General features: G+C 69.4%; 27 protein-coding genes. 2 read left to right on the forward strand and 25 right to left on the reverse strand.

Annotated elements, in window-relative coordinates; genetic code table 11:
- Positions 1-603 precede the first annotated feature (603 nt).
- Positions 604-1,881, reverse strand: coding sequence for a tyrosine--tRNA ligase (gene tyrS / locus PKH97_RS02235; RefSeq protein WP_324385773.1), 1,278 nt, complete (start codon positions 1,879-1,881; stop codon positions 604-606).
- An 8-nt stretch (positions 1,882-1,889) separates the two neighbouring features.
- Positions 1,890-2,360 carry a GNAT family protein gene (locus tag PKH97_RS02240; protein ID WP_324385774.1) on the reverse strand — a complete coding sequence of 157 codons (471 nt, stop codon included), beginning with the start codon at positions 2,358-2,360 and terminating at the stop codon, positions 1,890-1,892.
- On the opposite strand from PKH97_RS02240, the gene PKH97_RS02245 reads away from it, so the two are divergent.
- A complete protein-coding gene (locus PKH97_RS02245) occupies positions 2,320-3,351 on the forward strand; it encodes an adenosine deaminase (protein WP_324385775.1) in 1,032 nt (343 codons plus the stop codon). The two genes, PKH97_RS02240 and PKH97_RS02245, sit on opposite strands and share 41 nt — an antisense overlap.
- Here PKH97_RS02245 and PKH97_RS02250 read toward each other — a convergent pair.
- Entirely contained in the window at positions 3,336-4,058 is a 723-nt protein-coding gene (locus PKH97_RS02250) for a DNA-3-methyladenine glycosylase (protein WP_324385776.1), read from the reverse strand. The two genes, PKH97_RS02245 and PKH97_RS02250, sit on opposite strands and share 16 nt — an antisense overlap.
- A 44-nt stretch (positions 4,059-4,102) precedes the next feature.
- Between PKH97_RS02250 and PKH97_RS02255 the strand changes: the two genes are divergently transcribed.
- Positions 4,103-4,561 carry a GNAT family N-acetyltransferase gene (locus PKH97_RS02255; protein WP_324385777.1) on the forward strand — a complete coding sequence of 153 codons (459 nt, stop codon included), beginning with the start codon at positions 4,103-4,105 and terminating at the stop codon, positions 4,559-4,561.
- A gap of 4 nt (positions 4,562-4,565) precedes the next feature.
- Here PKH97_RS02255 and argH read toward each other — a convergent pair whose 3' ends face one another.
- The 22 genes from argH to PKH97_RS02365 form a co-directional block, all read right to left on the reverse strand.
- Positions 4,566-5,996, reverse strand: coding sequence for an argininosuccinate lyase (gene argH, locus PKH97_RS02260; RefSeq protein ID WP_324385778.1), 1,431 nt, complete (start codon positions 5,994-5,996; stop codon positions 4,566-4,568).
- Entirely contained in the window at positions 5,993-6,496 is a 504-nt protein-coding gene (locus tag PKH97_RS02265; RefSeq protein ID WP_324385779.1) for an arginine repressor, read from the reverse strand. The genes argH and PKH97_RS02265 overlap by 4 nt, the downstream gene beginning before the upstream one ends.
- A complete protein-coding gene (gene argF, locus PKH97_RS02270) occupies positions 6,493-7,449 on the reverse strand; it encodes an ornithine carbamoyltransferase (protein WP_324385780.1) in 957 nt (318 codons plus the stop codon). Before argF ends, PKH97_RS02265 begins: the two co-directional genes overlap by 4 nt.
- Complete coding sequence (locus PKH97_RS02275; RefSeq protein ID WP_324385781.1) at positions 7,446-8,642, reverse strand: acetylornithine transaminase; 1,197 nt, start codon at positions 8,640-8,642, stop codon at positions 7,446-7,448. The genes argF and PKH97_RS02275 overlap by 4 nt, the downstream gene beginning before the upstream one ends.
- 1 nt (position 8,643) lies before the next feature.
- A complete protein-coding gene (gene argB / locus PKH97_RS02280) occupies positions 8,644-9,588 on the reverse strand; it encodes an acetylglutamate kinase (RefSeq protein WP_324385782.1) in 945 nt (314 codons plus the stop codon).
- 15 nt (positions 9,589-9,603) lie between these two features.
- On the reverse strand, positions 9,604-10,755 hold the full coding sequence (argJ, locus tag PKH97_RS02285; RefSeq protein WP_324385783.1) for a bifunctional glutamate N-acetyltransferase/amino-acid acetyltransferase ArgJ: 1,152 nt from the start codon (positions 10,753-10,755) through the stop codon (positions 9,604-9,606).
- A 19-nt stretch (positions 10,756-10,774) separates the two neighbouring features.
- Entirely contained in the window at positions 10,775-11,815 is a 1,041-nt protein-coding gene (gene argC / locus PKH97_RS02290; RefSeq protein ID WP_324385784.1) for an N-acetyl-gamma-glutamyl-phosphate reductase, read from the reverse strand.
- Positions 11,816-11,966: 151 nt separating this feature from the next.
- Positions 11,967-14,522 carry a phenylalanine--tRNA ligase subunit beta gene (gene pheT, locus PKH97_RS02295; RefSeq protein WP_324385785.1) on the reverse strand — a complete coding sequence of 852 codons (2,556 nt, stop codon included), beginning with the start codon at positions 14,520-14,522 and terminating at the stop codon, positions 11,967-11,969.
- Positions 14,522-15,616, reverse strand: coding sequence for a phenylalanine--tRNA ligase subunit alpha (pheS, locus tag PKH97_RS02300; protein ID WP_324385786.1), 1,095 nt, complete (start codon positions 15,614-15,616; stop codon positions 14,522-14,524). The genes pheT and pheS overlap by 1 nt, the downstream gene beginning before the upstream one ends.
- A gap of 134 nt (positions 15,617-15,750) precedes the next feature.
- Positions 15,751-17,028, reverse strand: a complete 1,278-nt coding sequence (locus PKH97_RS02305; RefSeq protein ID WP_324385787.1) for a class I SAM-dependent methyltransferase — start codon at positions 17,026-17,028, stop codon at positions 15,751-15,753.
- The gene (locus PKH97_RS02310; protein ID WP_324385788.1) at positions 17,025-18,422 is read right to left on the reverse strand and encodes an FAD-binding oxidoreductase; all 1,398 of its coding nucleotides are present in this window, start codon (positions 18,420-18,422) and stop codon (positions 17,025-17,027) included. The genes PKH97_RS02305 and PKH97_RS02310 overlap by 4 nt, the downstream gene beginning before the upstream one ends.
- Positions 18,423-18,504: 82 nt before the next feature.
- Positions 18,505-18,885: a GntR family transcriptional regulator gene (locus tag PKH97_RS02315; RefSeq protein WP_324385789.1), complete on the reverse strand. Its 381-nt coding sequence runs from the start codon at positions 18,883-18,885 to the stop codon at positions 18,505-18,507.
- Complete coding sequence (locus PKH97_RS02320; protein ID WP_324385790.1) at positions 18,882-19,805, reverse strand: hypothetical protein; 924 nt, start codon at positions 19,803-19,805, stop codon at positions 18,882-18,884. The genes PKH97_RS02315 and PKH97_RS02320 overlap by 4 nt, the downstream gene beginning before the upstream one ends.
- A gap of 98 nt (positions 19,806-19,903) precedes the next feature.
- Complete coding sequence (locus PKH97_RS02325; RefSeq protein WP_324385791.1) at positions 19,904-20,725, reverse strand: RNA methyltransferase; 822 nt, start codon at positions 20,723-20,725, stop codon at positions 19,904-19,906.
- 17 nt (positions 20,726-20,742) lie between these two features.
- On the reverse strand, positions 20,743-21,129 hold the full coding sequence (rplT, locus tag PKH97_RS02330; protein WP_324385792.1) for a 50S ribosomal protein L20: 387 nt from the start codon (positions 21,127-21,129) through the stop codon (positions 20,743-20,745).
- A gap of 63 nt (positions 21,130-21,192) precedes the next feature.
- Complete coding sequence (gene rpmI, locus PKH97_RS02335; protein ID WP_324385798.1) at positions 21,193-21,387, reverse strand: 50S ribosomal protein L35; 195 nt, start codon at positions 21,385-21,387, stop codon at positions 21,193-21,195.
- Between the two features lie 70 nt (positions 21,388-21,457).
- A complete protein-coding gene (gene infC, locus PKH97_RS02340) occupies positions 21,458-22,057 on the reverse strand; it encodes a translation initiation factor IF-3 (protein ID WP_324385799.1) in 600 nt (199 codons plus the stop codon).
- A 328-nt stretch (positions 22,058-22,385) separates the two neighbouring features.
- Positions 22,386-22,865: a DUF2505 domain-containing protein gene (locus tag PKH97_RS02345; protein ID WP_324385793.1), complete on the reverse strand. Its 480-nt coding sequence runs from the start codon at positions 22,863-22,865 to the stop codon at positions 22,386-22,388.
- A 106-nt stretch (positions 22,866-22,971) separates the two neighbouring features.
- A complete protein-coding gene (locus PKH97_RS02350) occupies positions 22,972-23,739 on the reverse strand; it encodes an SseB family protein (RefSeq protein ID WP_324385794.1) in 768 nt (255 codons plus the stop codon).
- On the reverse strand, positions 23,736-24,683 hold the full coding sequence (locus PKH97_RS02355; protein ID WP_324385795.1) for a YihY/virulence factor BrkB family protein: 948 nt from the start codon (positions 24,681-24,683) through the stop codon (positions 23,736-23,738). Before PKH97_RS02355 ends, PKH97_RS02350 begins: the two co-directional genes overlap by 4 nt.
- Positions 24,664-25,419, reverse strand: coding sequence for a bifunctional 1-(5-phosphoribosyl)-5-((5-phosphoribosylamino)methylideneamino)imidazole-4-carboxamide isomerase/phosphoribosylanthranilate isomerase PriA (gene priA, locus PKH97_RS02360; RefSeq protein ID WP_324385796.1), 756 nt, complete (start codon positions 25,417-25,419; stop codon positions 24,664-24,666). Before priA ends, PKH97_RS02355 begins: the two co-directional genes overlap by 20 nt.
- A gap of 121 nt (positions 25,420-25,540) precedes the next feature.
- On the reverse strand, positions 25,541-25,812 hold a 272-nt coding region (locus PKH97_RS02365), incomplete at its 5' end, for a hypothetical protein (protein ID WP_324385797.1).

Here is a 25,812-nt window from a genome sequence, read left to right on the forward strand (position 1 = left end):
TCACTGGCTGAGCAAGAACAACTAGCTATTGCTAGATGATCGTTGTCAACCAAAAGGATTTCGTACGAGATGAAACGACCCGATCGCTAATGCGATCTATCGGTTCGCCTCGTGACGAGGTTATTGGCATCGATTTTTGACACGCTGTTGAGTTCTCAAGGTTCGGACGCGCACCACCGATCACCGATCTTTTCGATCAATGCTCGTTTGGGGCAACCGTTCAAGCTTACCGCACCCATGCTTGGGCGTCAACTTCGTGATCCGCTCGACGGCGGCCGTTGTTGATGCGCTTGGATCTGCGCGGTGGTCTTACTCTAACAGTCTGTTGGGACTGTTCCAAACCGGTGTTCCGGCCTGCTTCGCCGGCGTGCCGCACCTTGCGGTTCGGGTGCATCCGGCTGTGGGAGTCAGTTTGGCCTGCGGGACCGGCCGGCTTCGTCAGGAGTATCGCTCCTGCGGTGGCGTCCGTTCCTCCCTTGCGGGCTGACCTGGAAAACATTACGGGGCTTCCGCCGATCTTGCAAAATCGGCGTCGCATCCCGGGCGTGTCGCACGCCTGTTCGAGGGGTGCACCGGGGGCCGCTGGAACGTCATACGTGCTGATCAGAGTGCTGCGGCTCGCCCCGCGGCAAGCGACTTCCGGCCGCGACGAAGGATCGTTACCAGGCCGGCCAGGAGGTCGGCCTCCGCCAGCACGGCATCGGCATCGGTCACTTTGACGCCATTGACCGACGCACCGCCCTCAGCGATGGCCCGGCGCGCGGCATTGCGCGAGTCGACCAGGCCGACGCTCACCAACGCATCGACCACGGACATGCCCGCGTGGACCTCGCCGCCGGGCAGCTCCGCCGTCGCATCCACGAGCGTGGCCGCGTCCAGGGCGCGCAGATCCCCCTTGCCGAAGAGAGCTTCTGACGCCGCGACCACCGCCTGACGAGCGGGATCACCGTGCACCAGGGTCACGATGTCCGCCGCGAGGGCCTTCTGGGCCGCACGTCGGAAAGGCTCCTCCCGTGCGGCGCGCTCGAGCTCCTCGATCTCGGGCTGCGACCGGTCGGTGAAGAAGCGCAGCAGGGCGCCGACACTGGCATCGTCGACATTGAGGAAGTACTGGTAGAAGGCGTACGCGCTGGTCATATCGGCCGACAGCCAAATGGCATTGCCCTCCGACTTGCCGTACTTGACCCCGGCGGCGTCCGTCAGTAGTGGCGTCGCGAGCGCGTGGACCGAGACGCCCTCGACCTTGTGGACCAAGTCCACGCCCGCGGTGATATTGCCCCACTGGTCCGATCCCCCCGTCTGCAGCACACACCCGTGCGTCCGGTAGAGCTCGAGGTAGTCCAACGCCTGCAGCAGCTGGTAGCTGAATTCGGTGTAGGAGATCCCTTCTTGGCTCTCGAGCCGGCGGGCCACGGCCTCCTTCTTGACCATCTGGTTGACGCGGAAGTGTTTGCCGACCTCGCGCAGGAAGTCCAGAGCGGACATCGGACCGAACCAGTCGAGGTTGTCGACCAGCATCGCCGGGTGGGCGACACCCGTCGTGCCGTCGAAGTCGAGAAAGGGCCGTACCAGAGCCTTGATCCGGGCGACATTTGCCGCCGTCTGCTCCCTGGTCTTCAGCACCCGCTCGGAGGTTGGCTTCGGATCGCCGATCAGCCCGGTCGACCCGCCGACCAGGCAGATGACCCGGTGCCCGGCGAGTTGGAAGCGTCGCAACACGACGAGTTGGACGAAGTTGCCGAAGTGCAGTGAGGGCGCCGTCGGATCGAAACCGCAATACAAGGTGATCGGCCCGTTCTCGATCGCCTCTCGCAGCGCGGACTCGTCGGTGGACAGGGCCACCGATCCGCGCCACTGCAGCTCGTCGAGGACGTTGCTCACGGGATACCTCACCTCTTGTCGTCGGCCGGCGTCCTTGGTCGGTATGCCGCGTCCGTGCTCAGCCTGCCACGTCGCTGTGGCCGCGCCCTACCAGGTTTCGCTGCTCGAACCGGCGCGCCATTCGTGCCCCAGGATCGCGTTGGTGTAGCCGCGATGTTGTCGGCGAAGCAGCCGGCCGTGACCCGGTGCAGCCCGAGGTCCTCGAACGCCAGCGCGAGCAGGGCCGCGCCGATCTCGGTGCTCAACCCGCGCCCGTGTACGGCGGGACCGAGCAGGTAGCCGATCGAGCCTTCGGCGTCAGATCGGCGTCGGTGGGTGGGCGTATCACCAGCCGCTCGGTGCGCCGGGGCCAGAGGTCTGCTCGCGTCACCGCGCAAGCCAACCAATGCGCGAGGATGAGCGCAACGCAGGATCGGGCAAACGGCATACTCGGCGCTTGTGAGCGAACTGCGAGCGCGTGCCGACCACGCCGACTTCATCGCCGGCCTGCCGAAGGCCGAACTCCACGTCCACCACGTCGGGTCGGCGCGGCCGGAGACGGTCGCCGCCCTCGCGGCCCGGCACCCAGACGCAGGCGTGCCGACGGAGCTGGACGCGCTGCGCGAGTTCTTCACCTTCACCGATTTCGGTCACTTCATCGAGGTCTATCTGGCGGTCGTCGACCTGCTGCGGACCCCGGAGGACATCAGGTTGCTCACATATGAGGTCATCGAAGGCCTTGCGGCACAACGGGTTCGGTATGCCGAACTGACGATGACGCCTTATACCTCGGTGATCCGTGGCATCCCGATCGAGGCGTACACCGAGGCGATCGAGGATGCACGCATGGCTGCCGAACGCGACCACGGCGTCGCCGTGCGCTGGATCTACGACATCCCCGGCGAATCCGGTGTCCCGGCGGCCGACGCGACGCTCAGGTATGCCGTCGACCACGCCCCCGATGCCCTCGTCGCCTTCGGCTTGGGCGGGCCGGAGATCGGTGTGCCCCGAGCCCAGTTCGCGCCTCACTTCCAGCGCGCCCGAGCCGCGGGCCTGCACTCGGTGCCCCACGCGGGCGAGTCGAGCGGGCCGGAGACGATCTGGTCGGCGATCCGCGACCTCGGCGCGGAGCGGATCGGTCACGGTATCCGCGCGATCGACGATCCGGCGCTCGTCGCCCACCTGGCGGAGCGCCGCATCCCTCTGGAGATCTCGCCGACCTCGAATCTCGCCACCCGGGTCGTCAAAAACATCGAGGACCACCCCATCAAAGCGCTGCGTGACGCAGGGGTCGTGGTGACCGTCAACAGTGACGACCCGCCGATGTTCGGGACCACGCTTGGCCGCGAATACGCGCTGGCGGCCGAGCTGCTGGATCTCGACGAGACCGGCCTGCGCGATCTGGCGGCGGCGGCCGTCGACGCGAGCTTCGCCCCGCACGACGTCAAGACGCGCCTTCGGGCGGACATCGCCGGCTACGTCCCCGCGTGACCGCTCACGGGATGGATCCCCGGACGACGGTCGCCCTCACTTCCTGGCCAGCGCCTGCCCGAGCGGGTGACGCCGGGGCGATAGGTGGAGACGGTGGGTTCACCGTCGAGCCAGAAGCGCCAGGGGTATCTCGCTCCGTCGCCGCCCGGACCACTAACGCCGACCCGCGGTCCAGTGCGGATCTGTTGCGGGACAATGGAGTTCGACGCTGCCCGCACGATCAGGTCGATGGGCTCGACCGGCATGGCCGGGGCACGCAGCACCGGCCGGCAGAAGTCCCGGCCGGTGTCGCCGCCGTCGAGCGCCAGGGTCGTGGCCAGTCGGGCCGGTCCCCGGCACCAGTCCCGCGGGGCAATGCCGGGGCGCCGCTGGGCGGCAACATCGAGGCCGTCGACGACCTCGCCGGCCCGGATGAGCACCGCCTGGGCGAGATCGACGGGCCCGGTGACCAGGCACAACATCCAGTGCATGCCATAGGTGAAGTAGACATAGGTGAAGCCGGCCGGGCCGAACATCGGCTCCGTCCGTGGCGTCCGGCCGCGGAAGGCGTGCGAACCCGGGTCGTGGAGGTAGCCGGCATACGCCTCGGTCTCGGTCACGCGGACGGTGACGCCCGCGTGGGTGATGGTGCACCCGATCAGATCGGGGGCGACCTGCAGGACTTCGCGGGCGAAGAATCGGCGCGGCAGGCGGGGCGGGCGCGGCATACGGGACAGTCTGCGCGACGCGAGCGGCCCAATAGGCTCGCAGCATGTCGATCACCCTGCGTCGTGCGCACACCGACGATGTCGATCGGATCGGCCACCACCGGGATTCGATGTTTCGCGAGATGGGAATCAGCGAGGACGTGGTCGCTGCGGCGAGCGCGCCCGCGCGCGATTGGCTCGCTTCGGCGCTCGCGGACGGCCGGTATGTCGGCGTGCTCGCGCACGAGAAAGGCGCCGTCGTGGGCGGGGTCGGCGTGCTGTGGCTGGACCTGCCGCCGAACATGCACACGACCGTTCCCCGGCGCGGCTATCTGCTCAATATGTATATCGAGCCGAGCCACCGGCGGCGGGGCCTGGCCCGCCGGCTGATCGAGGAGTCGCTGGCCGTATGCCGTGCCTCCGGCGTCGACTCCGTCTCCCTGCACGCCTCGGACGCCGGGCGGCCGCTCTACGAGGCGCTCGGGTTCACGGCGACGACAGAGATGCGGATCTCGCTGCCCTGATGGCTCAACCGGCGGTGGTGGCCCAGGCTCTGGCGATCCCGGCTGCGGTGCGCGCGGCGTCGAGTTGCTCGGCCACCTGCGCCGGGGCCGTGCCGCCCTTGGCGTCGCGCGAGGCCAGCGACCCGGCCACGCTGAGCACGCTCCGCACGTCGGGCGTGAGCGCCGGGCTGATGGCCGCCAGTTCCGAGTCACTCAGCTCCCACAGCTCGATGCCGCGCTCCTCGCAGGCCCGGACACAGGCGCCGGCCACCTCGTGCGCGATGCGGAAGGGCACGCCACTGCGCACCAACCACTCGGCGATATCGGTCGCCAGCGAGAATCCTTGCGGGGCAAGAGATTCGAGTCGGTCAGTGTCGAACACCATGGTCGCCACCATCCCCGAGAAGGCCGGCAGCAGCACCTCCAGGGTGTCGACAGCGTCGAAGACGGGCTCCTTGTCCTCCTGCAGATCGCGGTTGTAGGCCAGCGGCAGACCCTTGAGCGTCGCCAGCAGGCCGGACAGATCGCCGATCAGCCGGCCGGCCTTGCCGCGGGCCAACTCCGCGACATCGGGATTCTTTTTCTGCGGCATGATGCTCGACCCCGTCGAATAGGCATCGTCGAGGCGGACAAACCCGAATTCCTTTGTCGCCCAGAGAATCACCTCTTCCGCGTGCCGAGAGATGTCGACGGCGATCATCGCGGCGACGAAGGCGAACTCCGCGACGAAGTCCCGCGCCGCCGTGCCGTCGATGGAGTTGTCGACGGCCGCGGCGAAGCCCAGATCGGCGGCCACGGCCTCGGGATTGAGCCCCAGCGAAGAGCCCGCGAGAGCACCCGACCCATAGGGCGAGACCGCCGCCCGCCGGTCCCAGTCGCGAAGCCGATCGACATCGCGCAGCAGCGCCCACGCATGGGCGAGCAGGTGATGCGAGAGCAGCACCGGCTGCGCGTGCTGCAGGTGGGTCCGGCCGGGCATGGCCACGCCAAGGTGCCGATCCGCCTGCGCCACAAGAGCATCCACTACGTCCAGGACAAGGGCGGCCACGACGCGGGCATGGTCACGCAGATACATCCGCAAGAGCGTCGCGATCTGGTCGTTGCGCGACCGGCCGGCCCGCAGCCGCCCGCCGACCTCGGCGCCGACCCGCTCGATCAGGCCCCGTTCCAGCGCGGTGTGCACGTCCTCGTCGTTTTCGGCGGCGACGAAGATGCCGGCGACCACATCGGCGTCGAGGCGCTCGAGGCCGTCGAGCATCGCCACCAGGGTCGCCTCGTCGAGTAACCCGGCCCGGTGTAGAACCCGAGCGTGGGCTCGGGATCCGGCGATGTCGTAGCGCGCGAGCCGCCAGTCGAAGTGCGTCGATTTGGACAGTGCGGCAAGGGCATCCGCCGGGCCACCGGCAAATCGTCCGCCCCAGAGACTGACGCGTTCGGTGGTGGGCTCGGTGCTCACGCATTGTCCTTCCGGGAGGTGACGAGCAACCGGCGCGCGAGGGCGTGGCCGGCCTCCTCGCCGCAGGTGATGATCATGATCGTGTCGTCACCGGCGATGGTGCCGAGGACGTCGGGCAACTGCCCGTGGTCGATGGCCGAGGCCAGGAAGCTTGCGGCGCCCGGTGGGGTGCGCAGGACGACCAGGTTGGCGGAAACAGCGGCAGAGACAAGGAGTTCCTGGCAGCGCTGGCGCAACCGGCCTTCGACCTCGGCGGGATCCGCTGCGGGTCGGGCGGTGCGGTCACCGCCCTCGCCGGGCACGGCATACACCAAGTCGGTCCCGACGCGCACGCGTTCGGCACCGATCTCCTTGAGGTCCCGGGACAGCGTCGCCTGCGTGACCTCGATGCCCTCTGCCGCAAGGATTTCCACGAGCTCGAACTGCGAGCGGATGAGGCGCTCACCGACGAGTTCGATGATCCGCTGCTGTCGTCCGGCCCGCGACGGCGAGACCGTCACGGTGTCACCGCGTCGGCGCTCGCGTGCTGCAGGAGGAAGGACAACACGGCCTTCTGCGCGTGCAAGCGGTTCTCGGCCTCGTCCCAGACGACCGACTGCGGCCCGTCGATCACCTCGGCGCTCACCTCGAAGCCGCGATAGGCCGGCAGGCAGTGCAAGAAGATCGCAGCCGGGTCGGCCACGCCCATCACCTCGGGGGTGACCCGGAACTTCTCGAAGGGCGAGCCGATCCCCTGCCGCTCCCCCTTCTCGGCTTCCATCCCCATCGATACCCACGTGTCCGTGACGACGACGTCGGCGCCGTATGCCGCGGCATACGGATCCTCTGTCAGCATCACCGAACCACCGGTCGGTGCAGCGATTTCCGTTGCCCGAGAAAGAATCTCGGCCTTCGGCTGATGGGTCGGCGGGGTGGCGACACGGACGTGAAGGCCGGCGGTCGCCCCGCCGACGAGATAGGAGTGCGCCATATTGTTCGCGCCGTCGCCGAGATAGGCCATCGTCAGACCGGCGAGCCGGCCCTTGTGTTCGCTGATGGTCAACAGATCGGCGAGGATCTGGCACGGATGGTAGTCATCGGTGAGCGCGTTGACGACGGGGACGCCGGCGTGCGCCGCCATCTCCGCGATGCGCTCCTGGCCGAACGTGCGCCACACGACGGCCACCGACTGACGGCCCAGGACCCTGGCGACATCGGCGATCGACTCGCGCACCCCCACCTGGGCGAGGTTGCCGTCGATGATCATCGGGTGACCACCCAGATGGGCGATCGCCCCGGTGAACGAGGCCTGGGTCCGCAGCGTCGGCTTGTCGAAAAGCACGGCTACAACCTGCGGTCCGGCGAGGGCCGTGTCGCCAAAGGGGTCGGCCTTCATCGCCGCGGCGCGGGCCAGCACCTCAGCCTGCTCGGCCGGACTCAGGTCGTCGTCCTTGAGGAAGTGGCGGACGGTCATGACATCTCCTCGATAGCTCGGTCGGCGATCGGCCCCAGGGCCGAGACGAAGGCGTCCACCTCCGGCCGGCCGATGATCAGCGGTGGCGCCAACCGGATCGCGTCGGGGGCGACCGGATTGATGATGAAGCCCGCATCGCGCGCCTGTGTGGCGACCGCGGCGGCGATCGGGCGCTCGAAGGTGACAGCGCGGAGCAGACCGCGACCGCGGGTGCCGCTGATGGCCGGATGCCGCAATGCGGCAACGGCTTCGGCAAAGTAGTGGCCCATGGCGGTGGCATTGGCCAGCAGGCCGTCCCGCTCGATGGTGTCGAGCACCGCCAGGGCGGCTGCGGCGGCGAGCGGGTTGCCGCCGAAGGTCGAGCCGTGCATGCCGGGCTCCAGCATCGCGGAGACCTCGGGCCCGAAGGTCACCAGGGCGCCGATCGGCACCCCGCCACCGAGGCCTTTGGCCAGGGTCATCGCGTCCGGCCCGATGCCGGCGGCCTGGAAGGCGAACCAGTCACCGGTGCGCCCGACCCCCGTCTGCACCTCGTCGACGATCATGAGTGCGCCGTGGCGACGCGTGAGTTCGCGCACGCCGGCCAGATATCCCGGGTGCGGCTCGATCACGCCGGCCTCGCCCTGGATCGGTTCCAGGACAACGGCTCCCACGTCGGGGCCGAGCGCGGCCTCCAGAGCGTCGAGGTCGTCATACGGGATGTGTCGCACGCCCGGCAGCAGCGGCTCGAAGGGTTCCCGGTACGCGGCTTTCGCGGTGAGCGCGAGGGCGCCGGTGCTGCGGCCGTGGAAGGCGCCAGCCATGGCGAGGATCCCGGGCCGGCCGGTGCGGCGTGCGAGTTTGATCGCTGCCTCGAGCGATTCGGCGCCGGAGTTGGTGAGGAAGACCCGGGAGCCGGCCGGCGCCTCGGCGAGACTCAGCAGTCGCTCGGCGAGCTCGATCTGGGCGCGGCTGGTGAAGAAGTTGGAGATGTGGATCTGGCTGGCGACCTGTTTCGAGACGGCGGCGACCAACTCGGGGTGGTTGTGGCCCAGCGCACTGACAGCGATTCCCCCGAGCAGGTCCAGGTAGCGCACGCCGTCGACATCCCAGACGTAACAGCCCTCGCCGCGGTCGAGCACGAGGGCCGGGCGGCCGAACACGCCGAGCAGGGCCTCGGCATACCGGTTCAGCAGGTCGTTAGTCGCGGTCACGTCAGGAGACTCCTTGGCTGGCAACGGAATCCGGCACGATCATGGTGCCGATCCCCGCGCTGGTGAACACTTCGAGCAGCAGCGAGTGGGGTTGGCGCCCGTCGATCACGTGCGCCTGGGGGATACCCTGCTCGACGGCCTGGCAGCAGGCCTCGAGCTTGGGGATCATGCCCTCGTCCACTCGGGTGAGCAGGTCGCGTGCCCCGCTGAGCGAGATCTGCGACAGCAGGCTGTCGCGATCCGGCCAGTCGGCATAGACCCCCTCGACGTCGGTGAGGATGACCAGCTTGCGGGCGCCGAGTGCGACAGCCAGCGCAGCTGCGGCCGTGTCGGCGTTGACATTGAGGACCTGTCCGTCGCCGTCCAGATCGGGCGCGACGGTGGAGACGACTGGCACCCGGCCGGCCGCCAGCAAGTCCTCGACGGCCGACGGGTCGACCTGGATGACCTCCCCCACCAGGCCGATGTCCTCTTCCACCCCGTCGATGACCACGCCGCGACGCCGGGCCCCGAAGAGCGCCCCGTCCTCGCCGGACAGCCCAACCGCCATCGGCCCGTGCTGGTTGATCAGGGCGACGAGCTCACGACCGACCTGACCAGTCAGAACCATGCGGACCACGTCCATGACCTCCGGGGTCGTGACGCGCAGGCCACCCTTGAACTCACTCCTCATGCCCAGGCGAGTGAGCATGGCCTTGATCTGCGGCCCACCCCCGTGCACGACGACGACGCGCAGCCCGGCTAGCCGCAGGAAGGCGATGTCCTGGGCGAAGGCCACCTGCAACTCCCGCTCGGTCATCGCGTTGCCGCCGTACTTGACGACGACGAGCGCGTCGCGGAAGCGCTCGAGCCACGGCAGCGCCTCGACAAGCGTGGCCGCCTTGTCGTGGGCGGCACGCACAGTGGCAGCGTCGGCGGGACGGCGCACCGCGGATTCCGAAAACATGGGGTGGGTCGCCGATCAGGTGCTGTAGGCGGAGTTCTCATGGACATAGTCGTGCGTCAGGTCGTTGGTCCAGACCGTGGCCGCCTGCTCCCCCGCGTGCAGGTCGAGAATGATCTGCACGTCGCGCGGCGCGAGGTCGACCAAGGCGCGGTCGTCGCCGACGCCACCGGAACGGCATACGGTCACGCCATTGATCGCGACGTCGATGGCGTCCGGTTCGAAGGCCGCCGACGTGGTGCCGACCGCCGCGAGGATGCGGCCCCAGTTGGGATCGCGACCGAAGATCGCGCACTTGAAAAGGTTGTTGCGCGCGATGGCCCGGGCGACGTCAAGCGCATCGGATTCCGTTGCCGCAGAGCGCACATCGATCCGGATGTCGTGCGCGGCTCCCTCCGCGTCCCGCACCAATTGCATGGCCAGATCCGCGCAGACCTCGGTCAGGGCCCGCTCGATCGCGTGGTCCGGCACGGGGATCTCGGAGGCACCAGAGGCTAGGACGACCACGGTGTCATTGGTCGACATGCAGCCGTCGGAGTCCACCCGGTCGAAGGTCAGGGAGGTTGCCCGTCGTAGCGCCGTCGCCAGGACGCCGGCGTCGACGACGGCGTCGGTCGTGAGGACGACGAGCATCGTCGCCAATCCCGGGGCCAGCATGCCGGCCCCCTTGGCCATGCCGCCGACGCTCCAGCCGCTCGCGTCATAGGAACTGGTCTTGGGGACGGTATCGGTGGTCATGATGGCGGTCGCGGCGTCCGCGCCGCCCGTGTTCGAAAGCTCGGCTGCCGCGGCGTCGATGCCGGCGAGCAGCAGGTCCATCGGCAGCCGCTCACCGATCAGGCCGGTGGAGCAGACGACCACATCGCCGGCCGAGATGCCGAGCTCGGCGGCCACCCGCTCGGCGGTCGCGTGGGTGTCTTGGAAGCCACCGGCACCCGTGCAGGCATTGGCGCCGCCCGAGTTGAGCACGACCGCGTCGGCCCGGCCGTCGGCCAGGACCTGCCGGGACCACAAGACCGGGGCGGCCTGCACCCGGTTCGACGTGAAGACGGCCGCGGCCACGTGATCGGGCCCGTCGTTGACGACCAGCGCCAGGTCGGGCCGGCCGCTGGCCTTGAGGCCGGCAGTGACTCCGGCGGCGCGGAAGCCGGCGGGATGAGTGACGGACATCGGATCTCCTTCGGGGCTTTCAGGGCGCCACGCCGACGAGGGAGAGTCCGGTCAGCTCCGGCAGCCCCAGGGCGAGGTTCATGCACTGCACGGCCGCACCGGCTGTGCCCTTCGTCAGATTGTCCACCGCGGCGATGCAGATCGCCCGCCCGATCCGAGTGTCGACTGCTACCTGGACGTGGACGGCGTTGGCGCCGAGCACATCGCTGGTGCGCGGCCAGGAACCTGGCGGCAGCAGGGTGACGCAGGGTTCGCCGGCATACGCCCGTTCCCAGTGGGCCCGGATGCCGTCGGGATCCGTCCCCGGGACCAGCCGCGCCGTGCACGTGGCCAGGATGCCGCGCGCCATCGGCGCGAGGGTGGGGGTGAAGGACAGACTCACGGGCCCCCCCGCGGCCCAGGACAGGTTCTGCTCCATTTCCGGCGTATGCCGATGGCCTCCCCCGACGCCATAGGGCGACATCGCGCCCATCACCTCCGCCCCCAGGAGGTGCGGTTTGAGGGACTTGCCGGCGCCGGATGTCCCGGACGCGGCGACGACGACGATGTCATCGCGTTGGAGGACACCGGCTTTCAGGCCCGGCGCCAGGGCCAGGCTGACGGCGGTCGGGTAACACCCCGGCACCGCGATCCGGTGCGCTCCGGCGAGGGCAGCGCGTTGCTCGCCCTCGGCGAGCGGGAGTTCCGGTAGGCCGTAAGGCCAGGAGCCGGCATACGGGGTGTCGTAGAAGGTGGTCCAGGCCTCGGCGCGCTCGAGCCGGAAGTCCGCACCGCAGTCGATGACGGTCACGTCCGCCGGGAGCTGAGCGGCCAACGCCGCACTGTGCCCGTGCGGCAGGGCGAGGAAGACGACATCGTGCCCGGCCAGCACGTCGGTGGTCGTCTCCTGCAAGGGGGTGTCGGCGATGGGCGTCAGGTGCGGATGGATCGCCCCGAGTCGCTGCCCGGCGTTGCTGCTTGCCGTGAGGGCGCCGAGGGTGACCTCGGGGTGGCCGAGCAGGAGGCGGATGAGTTCGCCACCGGCATACCCGCTGGCCCCGGCGACGGCAACGCTGATCACATTGCATGACTATACCGGATTCGGCAACTTCATGCACTTTGGTTGAGACCCCGCGACTCAGCACAGGCTAGGTGACCTCCAGCAGGGTAGACCCTGTCCGACGTCACCTAAACCCTGCTAGCAGAGTTTAGGTCCGGGGGGTCAGCGGTCCTCAGACCCGTTGCTCGGCGCCCACGGCCGAACGCGCGGCGGCGACTGCGGCGTCGCGGAGGGCGCTGACCTGATCGGTGGTCAGGGTGCGGTCGGGTGCGCGGAAGGCCAGGCGGTAAGCGAGCGACTTCTTGCCGTCCCCGGCCTGGGCACCGCGGTAGATGTCGAACAGGCTCACCGATTCCAGCAGCTCCCCCGCCCCCGCGCGCACCGCAGCTTCGACGCCGGCGGCCGGCGTGGACTCGGTGACGACCAGCGCGATGTCGGTGTAGGCAACCGGTGAGGTGACGAGCGTCCGCGCGGTTGCCCGGCTCTCGCTGGCAGCGATGAGCACATCGACGTCGACTTCGGCGGCGACCGTCCGGGCAGGCAGCCCGAGGGCAGCCGTAACCTTGGGATGCAGTTCACCGGCGTGCCCGATCAGGCTGCCGTCGGCAAGCGTGAACTGGGCACACCGGCCCGGGTGGAAGGGCATTGGGTCGGCCGCGGTGATCTCGGCACGGACGCTCAGGGCGTCGAGCACGCTGGTCACCAGGGCGATGACGTCACCGGTGTCCGCGGGGCGGCCGTCGCCCCACCAGCCCGAGCGCTCCCGCTCCCCGGCCAGGACGATCCCGAGGTGACGCGGCTGGGCGGGCACGGCTGCCCGGATCGCGGCGAGCGTCTCGGCGTCGGGGTGCACGCCGACGTCCTCGGTGGGCGCCGACTGTTGTGGCGCGTCGAGGGCGGCGACCAGGCCGAGCTCGAAGAGCCCGACATCCTTGCTGCCCCGGGCCACATTGCGCAGAACCGCGTCGACCATGGTCGAGAGCACGCTGATCCGGAAGAGCGGCTGCTCGTCGGAGAGCGGGTTGGCGATGGCGACCGTTCGTGCCCGCGCCTGCGTCGCGTCCCATCCCATTGCCGTATGCCGTGCGTCACCGACGAAGGGTGCGCCCCAGATCTCGTGGAGGCCTTGTGCCGCGAGCACATCCGCGATGATGCGCCGCGTGCGCTGACCGTGGGTCAACCCGCGCCCGCCGGGCGGAGTCGGCAGCACCGACGGGATCTTGTCGTAGCCGTCGATCCGGGCGACCTCCTCGACCAGATCGGGAGCGGTCAACAGATCGGGGCGCCAGGACGGCGGGCTGACCCGAAGCGTCGCCTCGCCCGCGCCGTTGACGGTGCAGCCGAGTTCGGTAAGGATGCGGCGAACGTCGGATGCGGCATACGGGGCACCGACGAGCCGGCTCGGGTAGTCGGCATCGAGCGGGATGACGGGAGCGACCCACTCCTGCTCGATCGTGTCGGTGACCGCGGGATCGACCGTGCCACCGCCGTAGTGGACAAGGAGTTGCACCGCGAGTTCCGCGGCCGCGGGCGCGAGGAGCGGGTCCACGCCACGCTCGAAGCGGCGCGAGGCCTCCGAGGGCAGCTTGTGCCGGCGCGCGGAACGCGCGATCGTCACCGCGTCGAAGTGCGCGGCCTCGATCAGGACATCGGTCGTGGTGGCGGAGATCTCGGTGGACTCCCCACCCATCACACCGGCGATGGCGATGGGGGTCTCGCCGCCGTCGGTGATCACCAGGTCCTGCGGGTCCAGAGCGCGGTCGGCGCCGTCGAGCGTCGTCATCCGCTCCCCCGCACGCGCGCGGCGCACGACGATCGATTCGCCGAGCCGGTGCAGATCGAAGGCGTGCAAGGGCTGGCCGAGGCCGAGCATGACGTAATTGGTGACGTCCACGGGCAGCGAGATGGGACGCATGCCGGCCTCGGTGAGCCGGGTCTTGATCCAGCCCGGCGTGGGCGCCGAGACGTCGAGGCCGCGGACGATCCGCGCGACATATCGGCTGCATCCGGCGCGCCCGCGGATCGGGTCGTCGTCGACGAGACGGACGCGATAGCCGTCGGCGGTCGGTGCGGGGGCGGCCGCGGCGAGGGCCGAAGCCGGATCGACATAGGCGGCGCCGGTGGCGTGACCGTACTCGCGCGCGATGCCGCGAATCGAGAAGCAGTAGCCGCGATCCGGCGTGACATTGACCTCGACGGTCTCGCGGTCCAGGCCGAGGATCGGCAGCACGTCGGCGCCGGGGATCAGCCGGGCCAGGGTCTCGGAGTCGCCGGCGAAGCGCCGCGTCAGCACGATGATCCCGTCGTGATCCTCGCCGAGGCCGAGCTCACGCTCGGAGCAGATCATGCCGGCCGAGAGGTGCCCATAGGTCTTGCGCGCGGTGACCGTGAGCGGGCCCTGGGCAGTAGGCAGCACGCCACCGGGCAGGATCACCGGGACCAGGTCGCCGGCCTCGAAGTTGTGGGCCCCGCAGACGACCCACTGGGGCTCGCCCGTGCCATTGGCCTCGCCGACGTCGATCGAGCACCAGTTGATGGTCTTGCCATTCTTCTGCGGCTCGGGCTCGCGGGTGAGCACCCGGCCGACGACGACCGGGCCCTGCACCTCGCTGGCATACAGGCCCTCCTCCTCCAGGCCGACCTTGACCAGAGCAGCAGCGATCTCGACGCCGGTGGATTCCGCTGGGACAGCGACATATTCGCGCAGCCAGTCGACGGGGACACGCATCAGATCTCCATCCCGAACTGTGCGTCGAAGCGCACGTCACCTTCGATCATGTCTCGCATGTCCGAGACGCCGTAGCGGAACATCAGCGCCCGGTCGATGCCCATCCCGAAGGCGAACCCGGAGTAGCGTTCGGGGTCGACACCGCAGGCACGCAGCACCTTGTGGTTGACCATGCCGCAGCCGCCCCACTCGATCCAGCCGGTCCCCTTGCAGGTGCGGCAGGCCGGGTCGGCGCCGCGGCAGACGAAGCAGCGCAGGTCCATCTCGGCGCTCGGCTCCGTGAACGGGAAGAACGACGGCCGCAGGCGGGTCGTGATGCCCTCCCCGAAGAGTTCGGCGGCGAGCCGATCCAGCGTGCCCTTGAGGTTGGCCATGGTGATGCCCTCGTCCACCGCGAGTCCTTCGACCTGATGGAAGGCCGGCATGTGCGTGGCGTCGAGTTCGTCGGTGCGGAAGACGCGGCCCAGGCAGGCGACATACAGCGGCACACCGCGATCGAGCATCGCGCGCGCCTGCACGGGGGAGGTATGGGTGCGCAACACCAGTCCGCCGTCCGGCGGCTCGATGTAGAAGGTGTCCTGCATCTGGCGCGCGGGATGGTCGACATCGAAACCGAGCGCGTCGAAGTTGAACCATTCCGCCTCGATCTCCGGGCCTTCGGCGATCTCCCAGCCCATGCCGACGAAAATGTCGGCGATCCGCTGCCCCATCAACTCGATCGGGTGCCGGCGGCCGAGCGGCCGACGACCGGTCGGCAAGGTGACGTCGATGGCCTCCTCGATGAGGATGCGGGCGTCGCGGTCGGCTTCGAGCTCGGCCTGGCGGGCGGCATACGCGGCGTTGACCTGGCCTTTGGCCTGCCCGACACGCTTGCCGGCTTCGGCCTTGGCGCTCGGTGGCAGAGCGCCGATCTCGCGGTTGGCGAGGGCCAGTGGCGACTTGTCGCCGAGGTGGGCGAGCTTGGCGGCCTTGAGGTCGGCAAGCGTCGACGCGGCCGTTGCGGCCGCCAGGGCGGCAGTGACCGCGGCCTCGACCGCTTCGGGCGCCAGGGCGGCGACCTCGACGGGGTCGTAGTTGCTATTGGGTCCGGACATGGCTCACTTCACGCGCGTTGGAGGCTTCGGCGCCCGAGTCTACGTAACGCGGCGCGCGGGGCCGACCGAGTTTCACCTGCCTAGGGTGCCGTCCGCAGGCCGATCGCCCGCGCGCCGGCACATTGACGGTGACGTCAGGAACCGAAACTCGGGCGCAGCGGGTAGGGGGCGACGCCGCCGGGGCCGACCTTTTGGCCGAGCACCTGATGCAACTGGATCTCGCCCCGCTCGAAGCCGAGCGAACTCCCGGAGAGGTAGAGCCCCCAGATGCGGGCGGTCCCCGGGCCGGCCTCGGCAACCGCCGCCTCCCAGTTGGCCGACAGATTGCGGGCCCATTCCCGGCACGTGCGGGCGTAGTGCTCGCGCAGGTCCTCCGCGTGCCGCATCTCGAAGCCCTGATCGGCCATCGCGCCGATGATCGTGCCAACCGGGGCGAGCTCGCCATCGGGGAAGACATACCGGTTGATGAAGCCCCCCTTGGTGATCTGCCCCCAGGCGGTATTCGGCGAGGTGATGCAGTGGTTGAGCAGCAGGCCCCCGGAGACCAGCCGTTCGGCGAGGAAGCCGAAATAGGCGGGATAGTTCCTGACCCCGATGTGCTCGGTCAGGCCGATGGAGGAGACCGCCTCGAAGCCGGACTCGGTGACATCGCGGTAGTCGCCGTGCCGGATCTGCGCGAGGTCGCCCAAGCCCTCGCGCTCGATCCACTCCTGGCCGTATGCCGCCTGCTCACCCGAGAGCGTCACCCCCAGCGCGCGTACGCCGTAGTTCTTCACCGCGTGCCGCACCATCCCGCCCCAGCCGCACCCGACATCGAGCAGGCGCATCCCCGGGCGCAGGCCGAGCTTGCGGCAGACCAGGTCGAACTTGAACTCCTGGGCCTGCTCCAAGGTCGCGCCCTGGCTGGGATAGCAGGCGCAGGTGTAAGCCATCGACGGGCCTAGCACCAGCTCGTAGAACCGGTTGCTGACGTCATAGTGGTGGGCGATCGCCCGGGCGTCGCGGGCCTTGGAGTGGCGCACACCCTCGGCGAGCCGCCGCCAACCGGGCGGATTCTCCTGGGCCGGCAACTCCGGCGGCACGAACATCCGCGGCCCGAGGGTGCGCACGATGTCCGCGAGCCGGCGCGGGTCGGGAATCTTGGGCGCGAGCTTGTCCTTGGCCCGGACGAGCAGGTCGTAGGGGTCGCCTTGGTCGATCCCGTCGATGTCCAGATCGCCCTGGACATAGGCGCGGGCCAGCCCGAGCTCGCCCGGGGCCGTCACCAGGTAGCGCAGGCCGCGCTCCGTCTTCAGCTTCAGGACGATGTCGGCGTTGGGGTTGCCGCCGCGCGAGCCGTCATAGGCCGCGAGCGCGAACGGCGCGTCGCTGCCGAAGATCTCGTCGGCGAGTTCACCGATGGTCAAAGTCATCGACGGCCCACCACCTTCGCGTAGAGGTCGGGCAGCCGGCCGTCGGGGTCGTAGAGCTTCTTCACACGGGCATACTCCTCACCGCCATAGAGCGAACGAAAGTTTTCGGGGTCGTAATAGGCATCGGAATAGAGGGACTTGTGGCCGTCCAACGCGCTCACCTTGGCCTCGATGGCCCGGTTGACGTCCCCGTCGACGGCGCCGGGCGCGATATCGACCGCGGACCAGAAGCCGATGTTGACATAGTCGCGGCCGGCTTCGATCGGGTAGAGCGGCCACGGCCGCACGCCGTGTTGGCGATCATGAATACGGATGGGGCACAACCAGATCGGCTCGATTGGCACAGTGGCCAGGAACCAGTCCACGAACTCCGCCGTGCGTTCGATCGGCACCTCGATGTCCTGCACGACTCGCTCCTGCGGCAGCGCGCCGCCTCGATGTTGGAGCGCGGCATACCAACCGTGCCGGTTCTCGAAGCGGATGATCCGGCCATAGACGTCGGAGCGCAGATAGCGCCGCGGGACCAACCGGCGCACGAGCGGGTGCTGGACCTTCAGCGCGCGTGAGCACCAGAACCAGTCGGTGTCCCAGCGCCACAGATAGTCGCGGATCGTCAGATAGTCCTCGGTGCGTTCCTGGATGCTGCGATAGAAGATGCGCTGCCCGGTGTAGTCGGAAAGATAGGGCGCGGTGGCGGTGAACGTGCCCAGAACTGCATACGACTCGGTGCGGGTGAAGACCACGCCGTCGACGAAATCGACACTCTCCCCGTCGAATTCGCGGGATTCGAGAACGCGGCCGAGGGTCGCGACGAGTTCGTCGACCGAGTGCGCGCGGATGTGCCGCAGGTGCACGTATGCCGTGACCGCCTCCAGCTCGATGGCCAGCCGCACGCTGTAGCCGAGGGTGCCATAGGAGTTGGGGAAGGCCCGGTAGAGGTCGGCGTGCTCGTTGGTGGCACTTGCGGTGACGATCTCGCCGCTGCCGGTGAGAATGTCGAGATCGCGGACCGATTCGTGAGGCATGCCATTGCGAAAAGAGGAGGACTCGATCCCGAGGCCGGTGACCGCGCCGCCGAGGGTGATCGTCTTCAGCTGCGGCACGACGTGCGGCATCAGTCCGTGGGCGAGAGTTGCGTCGACGAGGTCTTCATAGGTGCACATCCCCTGGACCTGGGCGATCCGGGCCTGCGGGTCGACCTCGATGACGCCCCTGAGCCGGGAGACATCCAAGCCCGCTCTGCCGGTCTCGGTGCGTGGACGGAAGAGATTGGAGGTGCGCTTGGCCAGGCGCACCGGCGCCCCGGGGGGAAGTTCCTGCAGTTGACCGGCCAGGTCGTCCACGGCGCCCCGATGGGCCGCCCACCCGAGCGTCACCTCGTCATTTCGTGCCATCTCACCCTCCCGCCGTCCGACCCTACCCACAGATTCTGGGCATTGCCGCACGTGATCGCGGGTTCGGCCATGCTGTGAGATTTCAGTCGGCGGGCAGAGAGGGCCAGGTTGCGCGCAGGCGCGCGATCGCCGCGTCGAGGTCGCTCCCCAGCCGGCGGGCCGTGGCGGCATACCCGCGGGCCGCATCGTCGAGTTGGTCGCGGGTGGCTGCAGCGGGCTGCCGGCGGGGGGCCTGGACGACCGTGCCGGTGCGCACCCGGCTGGTAACCAGCCCCTGCGCCTCCAACTCTTTGTAGACGCGCGCGATGGTGCCGGGCGCCAGACGCAGATCTCCGGCGAGTTGCCGGATCGGCGGGAGCCGGTGCCCTGCGGGCAGGGTGCCGGCGGTGATCATCGACGCCAGCTGCCGACGCAGTTGCTCGAACGGTGGGACCGGACTGGTCAGGTCGACATCGAGGATCATCCGGCGGGCTCCTCGACCGGTTCCGCGGCGGGCACGCTGGCGTGGGGCACCGGCGTGGCGGTTGTGCCGAGGGCGATGCCCGCGGCAGCGCCGAACACGGCCAGGAAGACACCGAAGCCACCGACATTGGCCAGCGTCCCACCCATGCCGTCGGGGGGGACGTCGACAGTACGCCCGACGAGCGCCAGGAAGGCGGCGCCGATGAAGCTCGCGCACGCGACCGCTCCGCCGCAGAGCAGTTGAAGGCTGCGCGAACGCAGCAGGTCGTCGGCGAGCCGGAGGTCGTCATCCCCGCCCGCCTGCGGACGACGGACGATGCGGCGCCCCGTGACGACGAGGAGCGCGCCGGCCAGCGCGGCGACTCCCAGCACGATCAGGCCGGTCCGACCGATGTCTGATGTCGCAGCCGCCTCCCTATCCGTCGCGACCCGCACCGCGAGCCAGACGCCGGTGCCGAGGGCGATCAGCCCAGACACGAGGGGCCACACGCGCGCGGACCGCGAGACATAGTCGCCGAACCGGCGAGCCGTCAGCGACGCTCCTCGGTGGGCGCCGTTGCCGGCGGTCCCGGCGGCCCGCCACTCGGCGATGATCAGGCCGAGTAACCAGCCACCGAAGAGCACCAGCCATTGGGCCCGAGGGGTGTCCGCGTCGTGGGTGGCACCGAACGGCATACGGACGCCCGCGCCGCTGACGAAGGCGAGGACCAGGCCGGCCCGCCGCCAGAAGCGGCTGCGCGCCAACGCATTCGAAACGTATGGCGCGCTCGTCGCCGTGACCTTGACACCCTGGCGGCGGGTGAAATTCGCCAGCCGGTCGGCCCGGCTTCGGGTCGAGTCACCGAAGATCAGCGCCAGGAAGCTCGCCAGCAAACCGATGAGCAGCACGATGGTGACAATGCGGCCGAATCCTTGACCCATGCCGCCCTCCAGGTCTCGATGTCGCAGCGGTCATAGCGATAAAAGCGCATCCGACGCAATGTATCAATGTGCCATGCCGTTGACACATTCGGGCGACCTCAGCCCCCCGCGCGCTGGGCGGTGGCGGAGGTGTAGAGGCAGATGGTGGCCGCCATGGCCAGGTTGAGCGATTCGGCCCTGCCATAGATCGGGATGGCGACACGCGCGTCGCAGGCGGCGGCGAGTTCGGGCGGCAGCCCCCAGGCCTCATTGCCCATCACCCAGGCGTGCGGCTTGGTCAGATCCACGTCGTGCAGGGTCCGGGCAGCGCCGCCCTCCGTCGCCAGAGTCCGTATGCCGTGTGCCGATAACGCTGCCAAGGTCGCCGACGTGTCCAGCCCGGTGACGACGGGCAGGTGGAAAAGCGAGCCCGCGGTCGAGCGCACGACCTTCGGGGAGGTGATGTCGACGGAGTTGTCGGTCACCAGGACTGCATCGGCACCGGCCGCGTCGGCGCCACGGATCACGGTGCCGGCATTGCCCGGGTCGCGCACCTGGGTCATCAAGACCAGCAATCGCGGGCCGGCGGCCAGGACCGACTCCAGGGTCGGCGGCGCCCACTGGGCGACGGCCAGCATCCCCTGCGGCGCCTGCGCGTCGGCCATCGCCGCCAGCACCGGCTCGGTCGCCTCGTGGACGTAGCAGCCGGCGCTCAGGGCATCGCCCACGACGTCGGCATACCGGTCCGCGGCGGCCGCGGTGACATAGACGTCGACGACGGTGGGAGCGGCATACCGGATCAACTCACGCACACCCTGCGGGCCTTCGATCAGAATCCGGCCGGTGGCCGAACGCATCGAGCGCCGGCCCAGGGCCGCGACCGCCCGCACCCGATCGGATCGGGGGTTGGTCAGGGCACTGGGCCGGCGCTCGGACGGCATCGGCTGCTGCGGACCGCTCAGGCGTCAGCCTTGGCGGCGTCGTCGGTCGCCGGGACGTGCGCCTTGGCGATCTCGACGAGCGCGGCGAAGGCGGCCTCGTCGTTGACCGCGAGCTCGGCGAGCATACGGCGGTCGACGTCGATCTCCGCGGCGCGCAGGCCCTGGATGAACCGGTTGTAGGTCATGCCATTGGCGCGAGCGCCCGCGTTGATCCGCTGGATCCAGAGGCGACGGAAGTCACCCTTCTTGGCGCGACGGTCCCGGTAGCTGTAGACCAGCGAGTGCTGGACCTGCTCCTTGGCCTTGCGGTAGAGCCGACCGCGCTGCCCGCGGTAGCCGCTGGCGCGCTCGAGGACGACCCGGCGCTTCTTCTGGGCGTTGACCGCCCGCTTCACGCGTGCCACGTGATTCTCCTATTGCTTCGTTCGTTTCGCAGTGGGTGCGGCGAAGGCCGCGAGGGAGTCGGCTCAGCGGCCGAGCATGCGCTTGACGGCCTTGCGGTCGGCGGGAGCGACCTCGACGTCCTTGGACAGACGGCGGGCGTGCTGCGGGGTCTTCTCGTGGAACTTGTGCACGACATTGGCGCGCTCACGCATGAGCTTGCCGCTGCCGGTCACCCGGAAGCGCTTCTTGGCCCCACTGTGGGTCTTGTTCTTCGGCATGGCGCCGATCTCCTTCGTATGCGGGTCGGTCAGCAGCACGGGACTGCCGACTTCGGTGGGTCGGTGCGGACTACTCCGCGTCGGTGTCGATCACCGAGGCGCCGGCCGAAGCCGCAGGCACCTCGGCCGCTCGCCGGCGCTGCTCCGCGCGGGCCTCGGATTTCCTCTTGGTCGGGCCGATGACCATGACCATGTTGCGACCGTCCTGCTTGGGCGCGGACTCGACGAAACCGAGTTCGGCCACGTCCTCGGCGAGCTTCTGCAGGAGGCGGAAGCCCAGCTCGGGGCGGGACTGCTCGCGGCCACGGAACATGATCGTGACCTTGACCTTGTCGCCGGCCTTCAAGAACCGCTCGACATGGCCCTTCTTGGTGCCGTAGTCGTGGATGTCGATCTTGGGCCGGAGTTTGATCTCCTTGATGACCGTGTTGACCTGGTTCTTGCGGGCTTCCCGGGCCTTCATGGCGGCTTCGTATTTGAACTTGCCGTAGTCCATGAGCTTGGCCACCGGAGGCTTGGCCATCGGGGCGACCTCGACCAGGTCGAGATCGGCCTCGGCGGCCAGGCGAAGCGCGTCTTCGACCCGGACGATGCCGACTTGCTCACCATTGGGTCCGACCAGGCGCACTTCGGGGACGCGGATGCGGTCATTGATGCGAGGCTCGCTGATGTGCTGCTCCTTCGTGTCGGTGGGGCCTGCACCGCCGGCGGCTCGCTCCGGAAAGGAAAGAACCTCCCGCGATGGCTCGAGGGAGGTCAGTGGCAGCACATGGGTCGCCGCACGTCATACAGCCGTATGCCGTGGCACAGCCGCCGCGGCCACCACGCCGAAGCGAGGTGCAGGACGCCCGTCGGAACCCGGGACCCGGCCACCTGTTGCGGTGGACGCGGGTGGAAGTGACTGCCGTCGACTTCACTTGAGCATTCGCCACGCCACGAGAGCATGGAGAATCGGTTTGACCTCCAGTCTAGCACCGTGAGCGTAGTGCCCCGTGCGGCTACTCCCCCGCGAGCCAGGCGGCGCCGACCTTGTTCTCGGCCCGTAGCGCGGCCGTCAGCAACGCTGCGATCATCTCCTCGAGCTTGCCGCCGATGAAGGGGAGAGAGACCTTGATCTCGGCAGTGAAGTTCTGAATGGTCACGCCGGCGTTCTCGCGCATCGCGATGGTGCCGCGCACCTGGCCTGGCTTGCCGGGGATGGTGACTTCCATGGTCGCGGCGGCGGGCGACGACCACTCCTCGCGGACCTCGATCTCGATCTCGTCCCCGACGAACTTCGAGGCCACCGGGGGTAGTCCCTGCGCCGACTGCACCCGGTCGACGTCAACCGACATGGTGTCGTCGGCGGCGTCGATGGCGACGTCATAGCGCAGGTCACCCTGGTAGTCGCAGACCTTCGCGCGGAAGTCCGGGTCGCCCAGCATGGCGAAAACCTGATCGATCGGCGCGTGATAGGTGGACTCGTGCCGGAACTTCATCGGTGACCTTCCGTCGTCTCGGCCCGCGGCTCGGGGCGCCCTGGCGGCGAGTATGCCGCACACCGGCGACCGACGGTCAGCGTCGGCATCGGCTGGGCGGGCGGTGTCACCCCGCGAGACGGAAGGCGAGGCCGTCGATTCGGGCGCGGAACTCACCGTCCGTCGCGAGTCGCTCCCCCACCCGCGTGACGAGCGACTCGATGGCCGCGTGGTCGAGGCCCGCGACCAGGGTCAGTTCGACGCCCACGGTGCCGGCCGGCTGCGCGGCATACGTGCCGTATGCCGTGACCTCCGGCTCGCTGGCAACCGCCGCGCCGAGCGCGGCGTGCACGAAGGGGTCGCGGTCGGGAGGGAGCCAGGTCCGTTGCATGGCGAGCGCCCAGACCTGGCTGGGGCGCAGCTCGCGGGCGCTCGCGAGGCCGAGATTGACCACGACGACCTGGCAGGACTCGGCGATCGCGGCCTGGGCCAAGGTGGCGGCGGCGACGGGCACCGGCCGCGCGGCCTGGTCCCAGGCCGCCAGCTCGGCCACTCCGGTGAACGCCGGCAGGGCCCGTCGCCCGTCGGGCGCGGTCAGGGTGACCAGGGCCATATCGACCGCCGTGTCGTGCGCGAGGCCCGCTAGGTCGTGGACCATCTCATCCGCGTGAGCCACCACGGCGACGAGGAATCTGGCGGCGGCCAGCATCGCCATCATGGCCTCCTCGTCGTCGGCGACGAGGGCGGCGAGCACCGCGGGATCGCTTGCGCCGGAGTCGTTCTCGAACCCCGAGGGGGTCAGGTCGCGGCGAGCCCACGGCAGACCGGCCGAGTCGGTGGCGGCATCCGGACCCACGCGCTGGGGGTGCCGAGCGTGATCGCGGGGATTGGTCATGGGGTCACCAGGGTTTCGTCGGCGGGCATCGGGGTCCGCGTGCTGGATGCCGGGGCCGTTGCCGCCCAGGACGCCGCGAACATCACGATCCGCGAGAAGTAGTAGATCCACACCAGCAGGATCAGCGAGATCCCGAAGGCCTGGAAGGCCGGCTGACTACTTGTGGAGGCGAGCAGCCGGCCCGAGAGTTGTTTGAGGATCTCGAAGAGCATTGCCCCGAGAGCGGCACCGGACCACAGCGCGCCACGCGGCAGGTCGGCGGGGGCCGCGCGCCGGAAGAGGGCGTGGAAGAAGATGCTGCTCACCGCGATTCCGGTGACAACCGACAAACTTGCGAGCAGCACGCGGACGGTGGCGTGTTGCTCAGGCAGGTGTCGGGAGAGGGCGGTCAGCCCGGCGCTGATTCCCAGGCTGGCGAGCAGGATGCCGCCGACCTGGACCAGCGAGGCGAGCGCTCGCAGATAGCCCACGACCACATTGGGCTGGTCCTGCCTGGGCACGCGGAAGATCGTGGTCAGGCCCTCGCGCACATCGGACATCCAACTCACGCCGGAGTAGAAGACGGCGAGGGCACCAAGCCCGGCTGCCGTGGTGGCCGTGCCCTCGAGGGTCGCCAGGGAGAGCTGATGCGGCCCGTTGCCGATGACGCCGGGCACGATCTCCTGCAGGGCCCGCTCGAGGTCAGCCTTGGCGTCCGGGACCATCCGTGCCACGAGGCCGACCGCGCCGAAGGCCAGCGCGAGCAAGGGGAAGATCGACAAGAAGCCGTAGTAGGTCACGGCCGCGGCGAGCAGCGAGCCCTGGACGTCGACATAGTGCTCCGTGGCGCGCCAGCCGTGATCGACCAGCGGGACTCGCTGCCGCAGCCGTCGCGTGCGCTCGCGCAGCCAGGCGAGAACGGGCGTCAGCCGTCCGCCTGTCGGCTCAGGGGCGGCCTGCGGCATCGAGGGCCTCGGGCAGGGTGAAGGCGCCCTTGTAGAGAGCGGAGCCGATGATCGCGCCTTCGACGCCGTCGCCGACGAGACCGCGGATCGAGACGATATCGGCTAAGGTCGAGACGCCACCCGAGGCGACGATCGGCGCATTCGTCTGTGCGGCAACGGATTTGAGCAGGTCGACGTTCGGGCCGGCGAGCATGCCGTCCTTGTTGACGTCGGTGACGACATAGCGGGCGCAGCCCTCGGAATCCAACCGGGCCAGTGTCTCCCAGAGGTTGCCGCCCTCGGTCGTCCATCCGCGCGCGGCCAGCGTCTCACCCCGCACGTCGAGCCCGATGGCGATGCGGTCGCCATAGGTCGCGATCGCGGTGCACGTCCACTCGGGATTTTCCAGGGCGGCGGTGCCCACGTTGACCCGGCGGCAGCCGGTGCTCAGCGCGCGGTGCAGCGAGTCCTGGTCGCGGATGCCGCCGCTCATCTCGACCTTGATGTCGAGGCGGCCCACGATCTCGGCGAGCAGGTCCGCATTGGAGCCGGTGCCGAAGGCGGCGTCGAGGTCGACCAGGTGGATCCACTCGGCCCCCTGCTCCTGCCAGGTCAGCGCGGCGTCGATCGGGTCTCCGAACTCCCACCCGCTGCCGGCGATGCCCTGCTGCAACTGGACGGCGCGGCCCTCGCGGACGTCGACGGCGGGCAGTAGTTCGAGGCGCGCCGGCTGCGCGCTTTGGGCTGGCTCGGTCATGTGCACCCTTTCGTGGCGGGGTGAGCTCCTGGGCCCTCGACCTAACCTCTGCTAGCAGGGGTTAGGTGACGTCGAGCACGGTAGACCCTGCTGGAGGACACCTAACCTCTGCTAGCAGAGGTTAGGTCTGTGGCGTGACGGTGGGCGGGGCTGGGTCGGGGGGCGGTGCGATATCGGTGGGCGGGGCTAGGTCGGCGGGCGGGGCGGCCGAGCCGTCCGCGGCAGCGAGGATCTCGGCGCGGTTGCGCCACAGGACGTAGGCCAGCCCGGCCACCAGGACCGCGCCAGCGAGCGCCAGGCGCTGCGGCCACGTCATCGAGGTCAAGGCGGTCACCAGCAGCAGGCCGAGGGCCGAGCCGACCGTGGTGGCGACACGCGGCGTCGTGCGCCGCC

Source organism: Nostocoides sp. (genome assembly GCF_035343835.1).
Lineage (GTDB): Bacteria > Actinomycetota > Actinomycetes > Actinomycetales > Dermatophilaceae > Nostocoides_A > Nostocoides_A vanveenii.

Excerpts from the sequence above, each read along its gene's own strand:
- PKH97_RS02240 (WP_324385774.1), bottom strand. The coding sequence starts at position 2,360 with ATGAAGTCGGCGTGGTCGGCACGCGCTCGCAGTTCGCTCACAAGCGCC.
- PKH97_RS02250 (WP_324385776.1), bottom strand. The coding sequence starts at position 4,058 with ATGCCGCGCCCGCCCCGCCTGCCGCGCCGATTCTTCGCCCGCGAAGTC.
- PKH97_RS02255 (WP_324385777.1), top strand. The coding sequence starts at position 4,103 with ATGTCGATCACCCTGCGTCGTGCGCACACCGACGATGTCGATCGGATC.
- argF (WP_324385780.1), bottom strand. The coding sequence starts at position 7,449 with ATGACCGTCCGCCACTTCCTCAAGGACGACGACCTGAGTCCGGCCGAG.
- argB (WP_324385782.1), bottom strand. The coding sequence starts at position 9,588 with ATGTTTTCGGAATCCGCGGTGCGCCGTCCCGCCGACGCTGCCACTGTG.
- argJ (WP_324385783.1), bottom strand. The coding sequence starts at position 10,755 with ATGTCCGTCACTCATCCCGCCGGCTTCCGCGCCGCCGGAGTCACTGCC.
- pheT (WP_324385785.1), bottom strand. The coding sequence starts at position 14,522 with ATGCGTGTCCCCGTCGACTGGCTGCGCGAATATGTCGCTGTCCCAGCG.
- pheS (WP_324385786.1), bottom strand. The coding sequence starts at position 15,616 with ATGTCCGGACCCAATAGCAACTACGACCCCGTCGAGGTCGCCGCCCTG.
- PKH97_RS02305 (WP_324385787.1), bottom strand. The coding sequence starts at position 17,028 with ATGACTTTGACCATCGGTGAACTCGCCGACGAGATCTTCGGCAGCGAC.
- PKH97_RS02310 (WP_324385788.1), bottom strand. The coding sequence starts at position 18,422 with ATGGCACGAAATGACGAGGTGACGCTCGGGTGGGCGGCCCATCGGGGC.
- PKH97_RS02315 (WP_324385789.1), bottom strand. The coding sequence starts at position 18,885 with ATGATCCTCGATGTCGACCTGACCAGTCCGGTCCCACCGTTCGAGCAA.
- PKH97_RS02320 (WP_324385790.1), bottom strand. The coding sequence starts at position 19,805 with ATGGGTCAAGGATTCGGCCGCATTGTCACCATCGTGCTGCTCATCGGT.
- PKH97_RS02325 (WP_324385791.1), bottom strand. The coding sequence starts at position 20,725 with ATGCCGTCCGAGCGCCGGCCCAGTGCCCTGACCAACCCCCGATCCGAT.
- rpmI (WP_324385798.1), bottom strand. The coding sequence starts at position 21,387 with ATGCCGAAGAACAAGACCCACAGTGGGGCCAAGAAGCGCTTCCGGGTG.
- PKH97_RS02345 (WP_324385793.1), bottom strand. The coding sequence starts at position 22,865 with ATGAAGTTCCGGCACGAGTCCACCTATCACGCGCCGATCGATCAGGTT.
- PKH97_RS02350 (WP_324385794.1), bottom strand. The coding sequence starts at position 23,739 with ATGACCAATCCCCGCGATCACGCTCGGCACCCCCAGCGCGTGGGTCCG.
- PKH97_RS02355 (WP_324385795.1), bottom strand. The coding sequence starts at position 24,683 with ATGCCGCAGGCCGCCCCTGAGCCGACAGGCGGACGGCTGACGCCCGTT.
- priA (WP_324385796.1), bottom strand. The coding sequence starts at position 25,419 with ATGACCGAGCCAGCCCAAAGCGCGCAGCCGGCGCGCCTCGAACTACTG.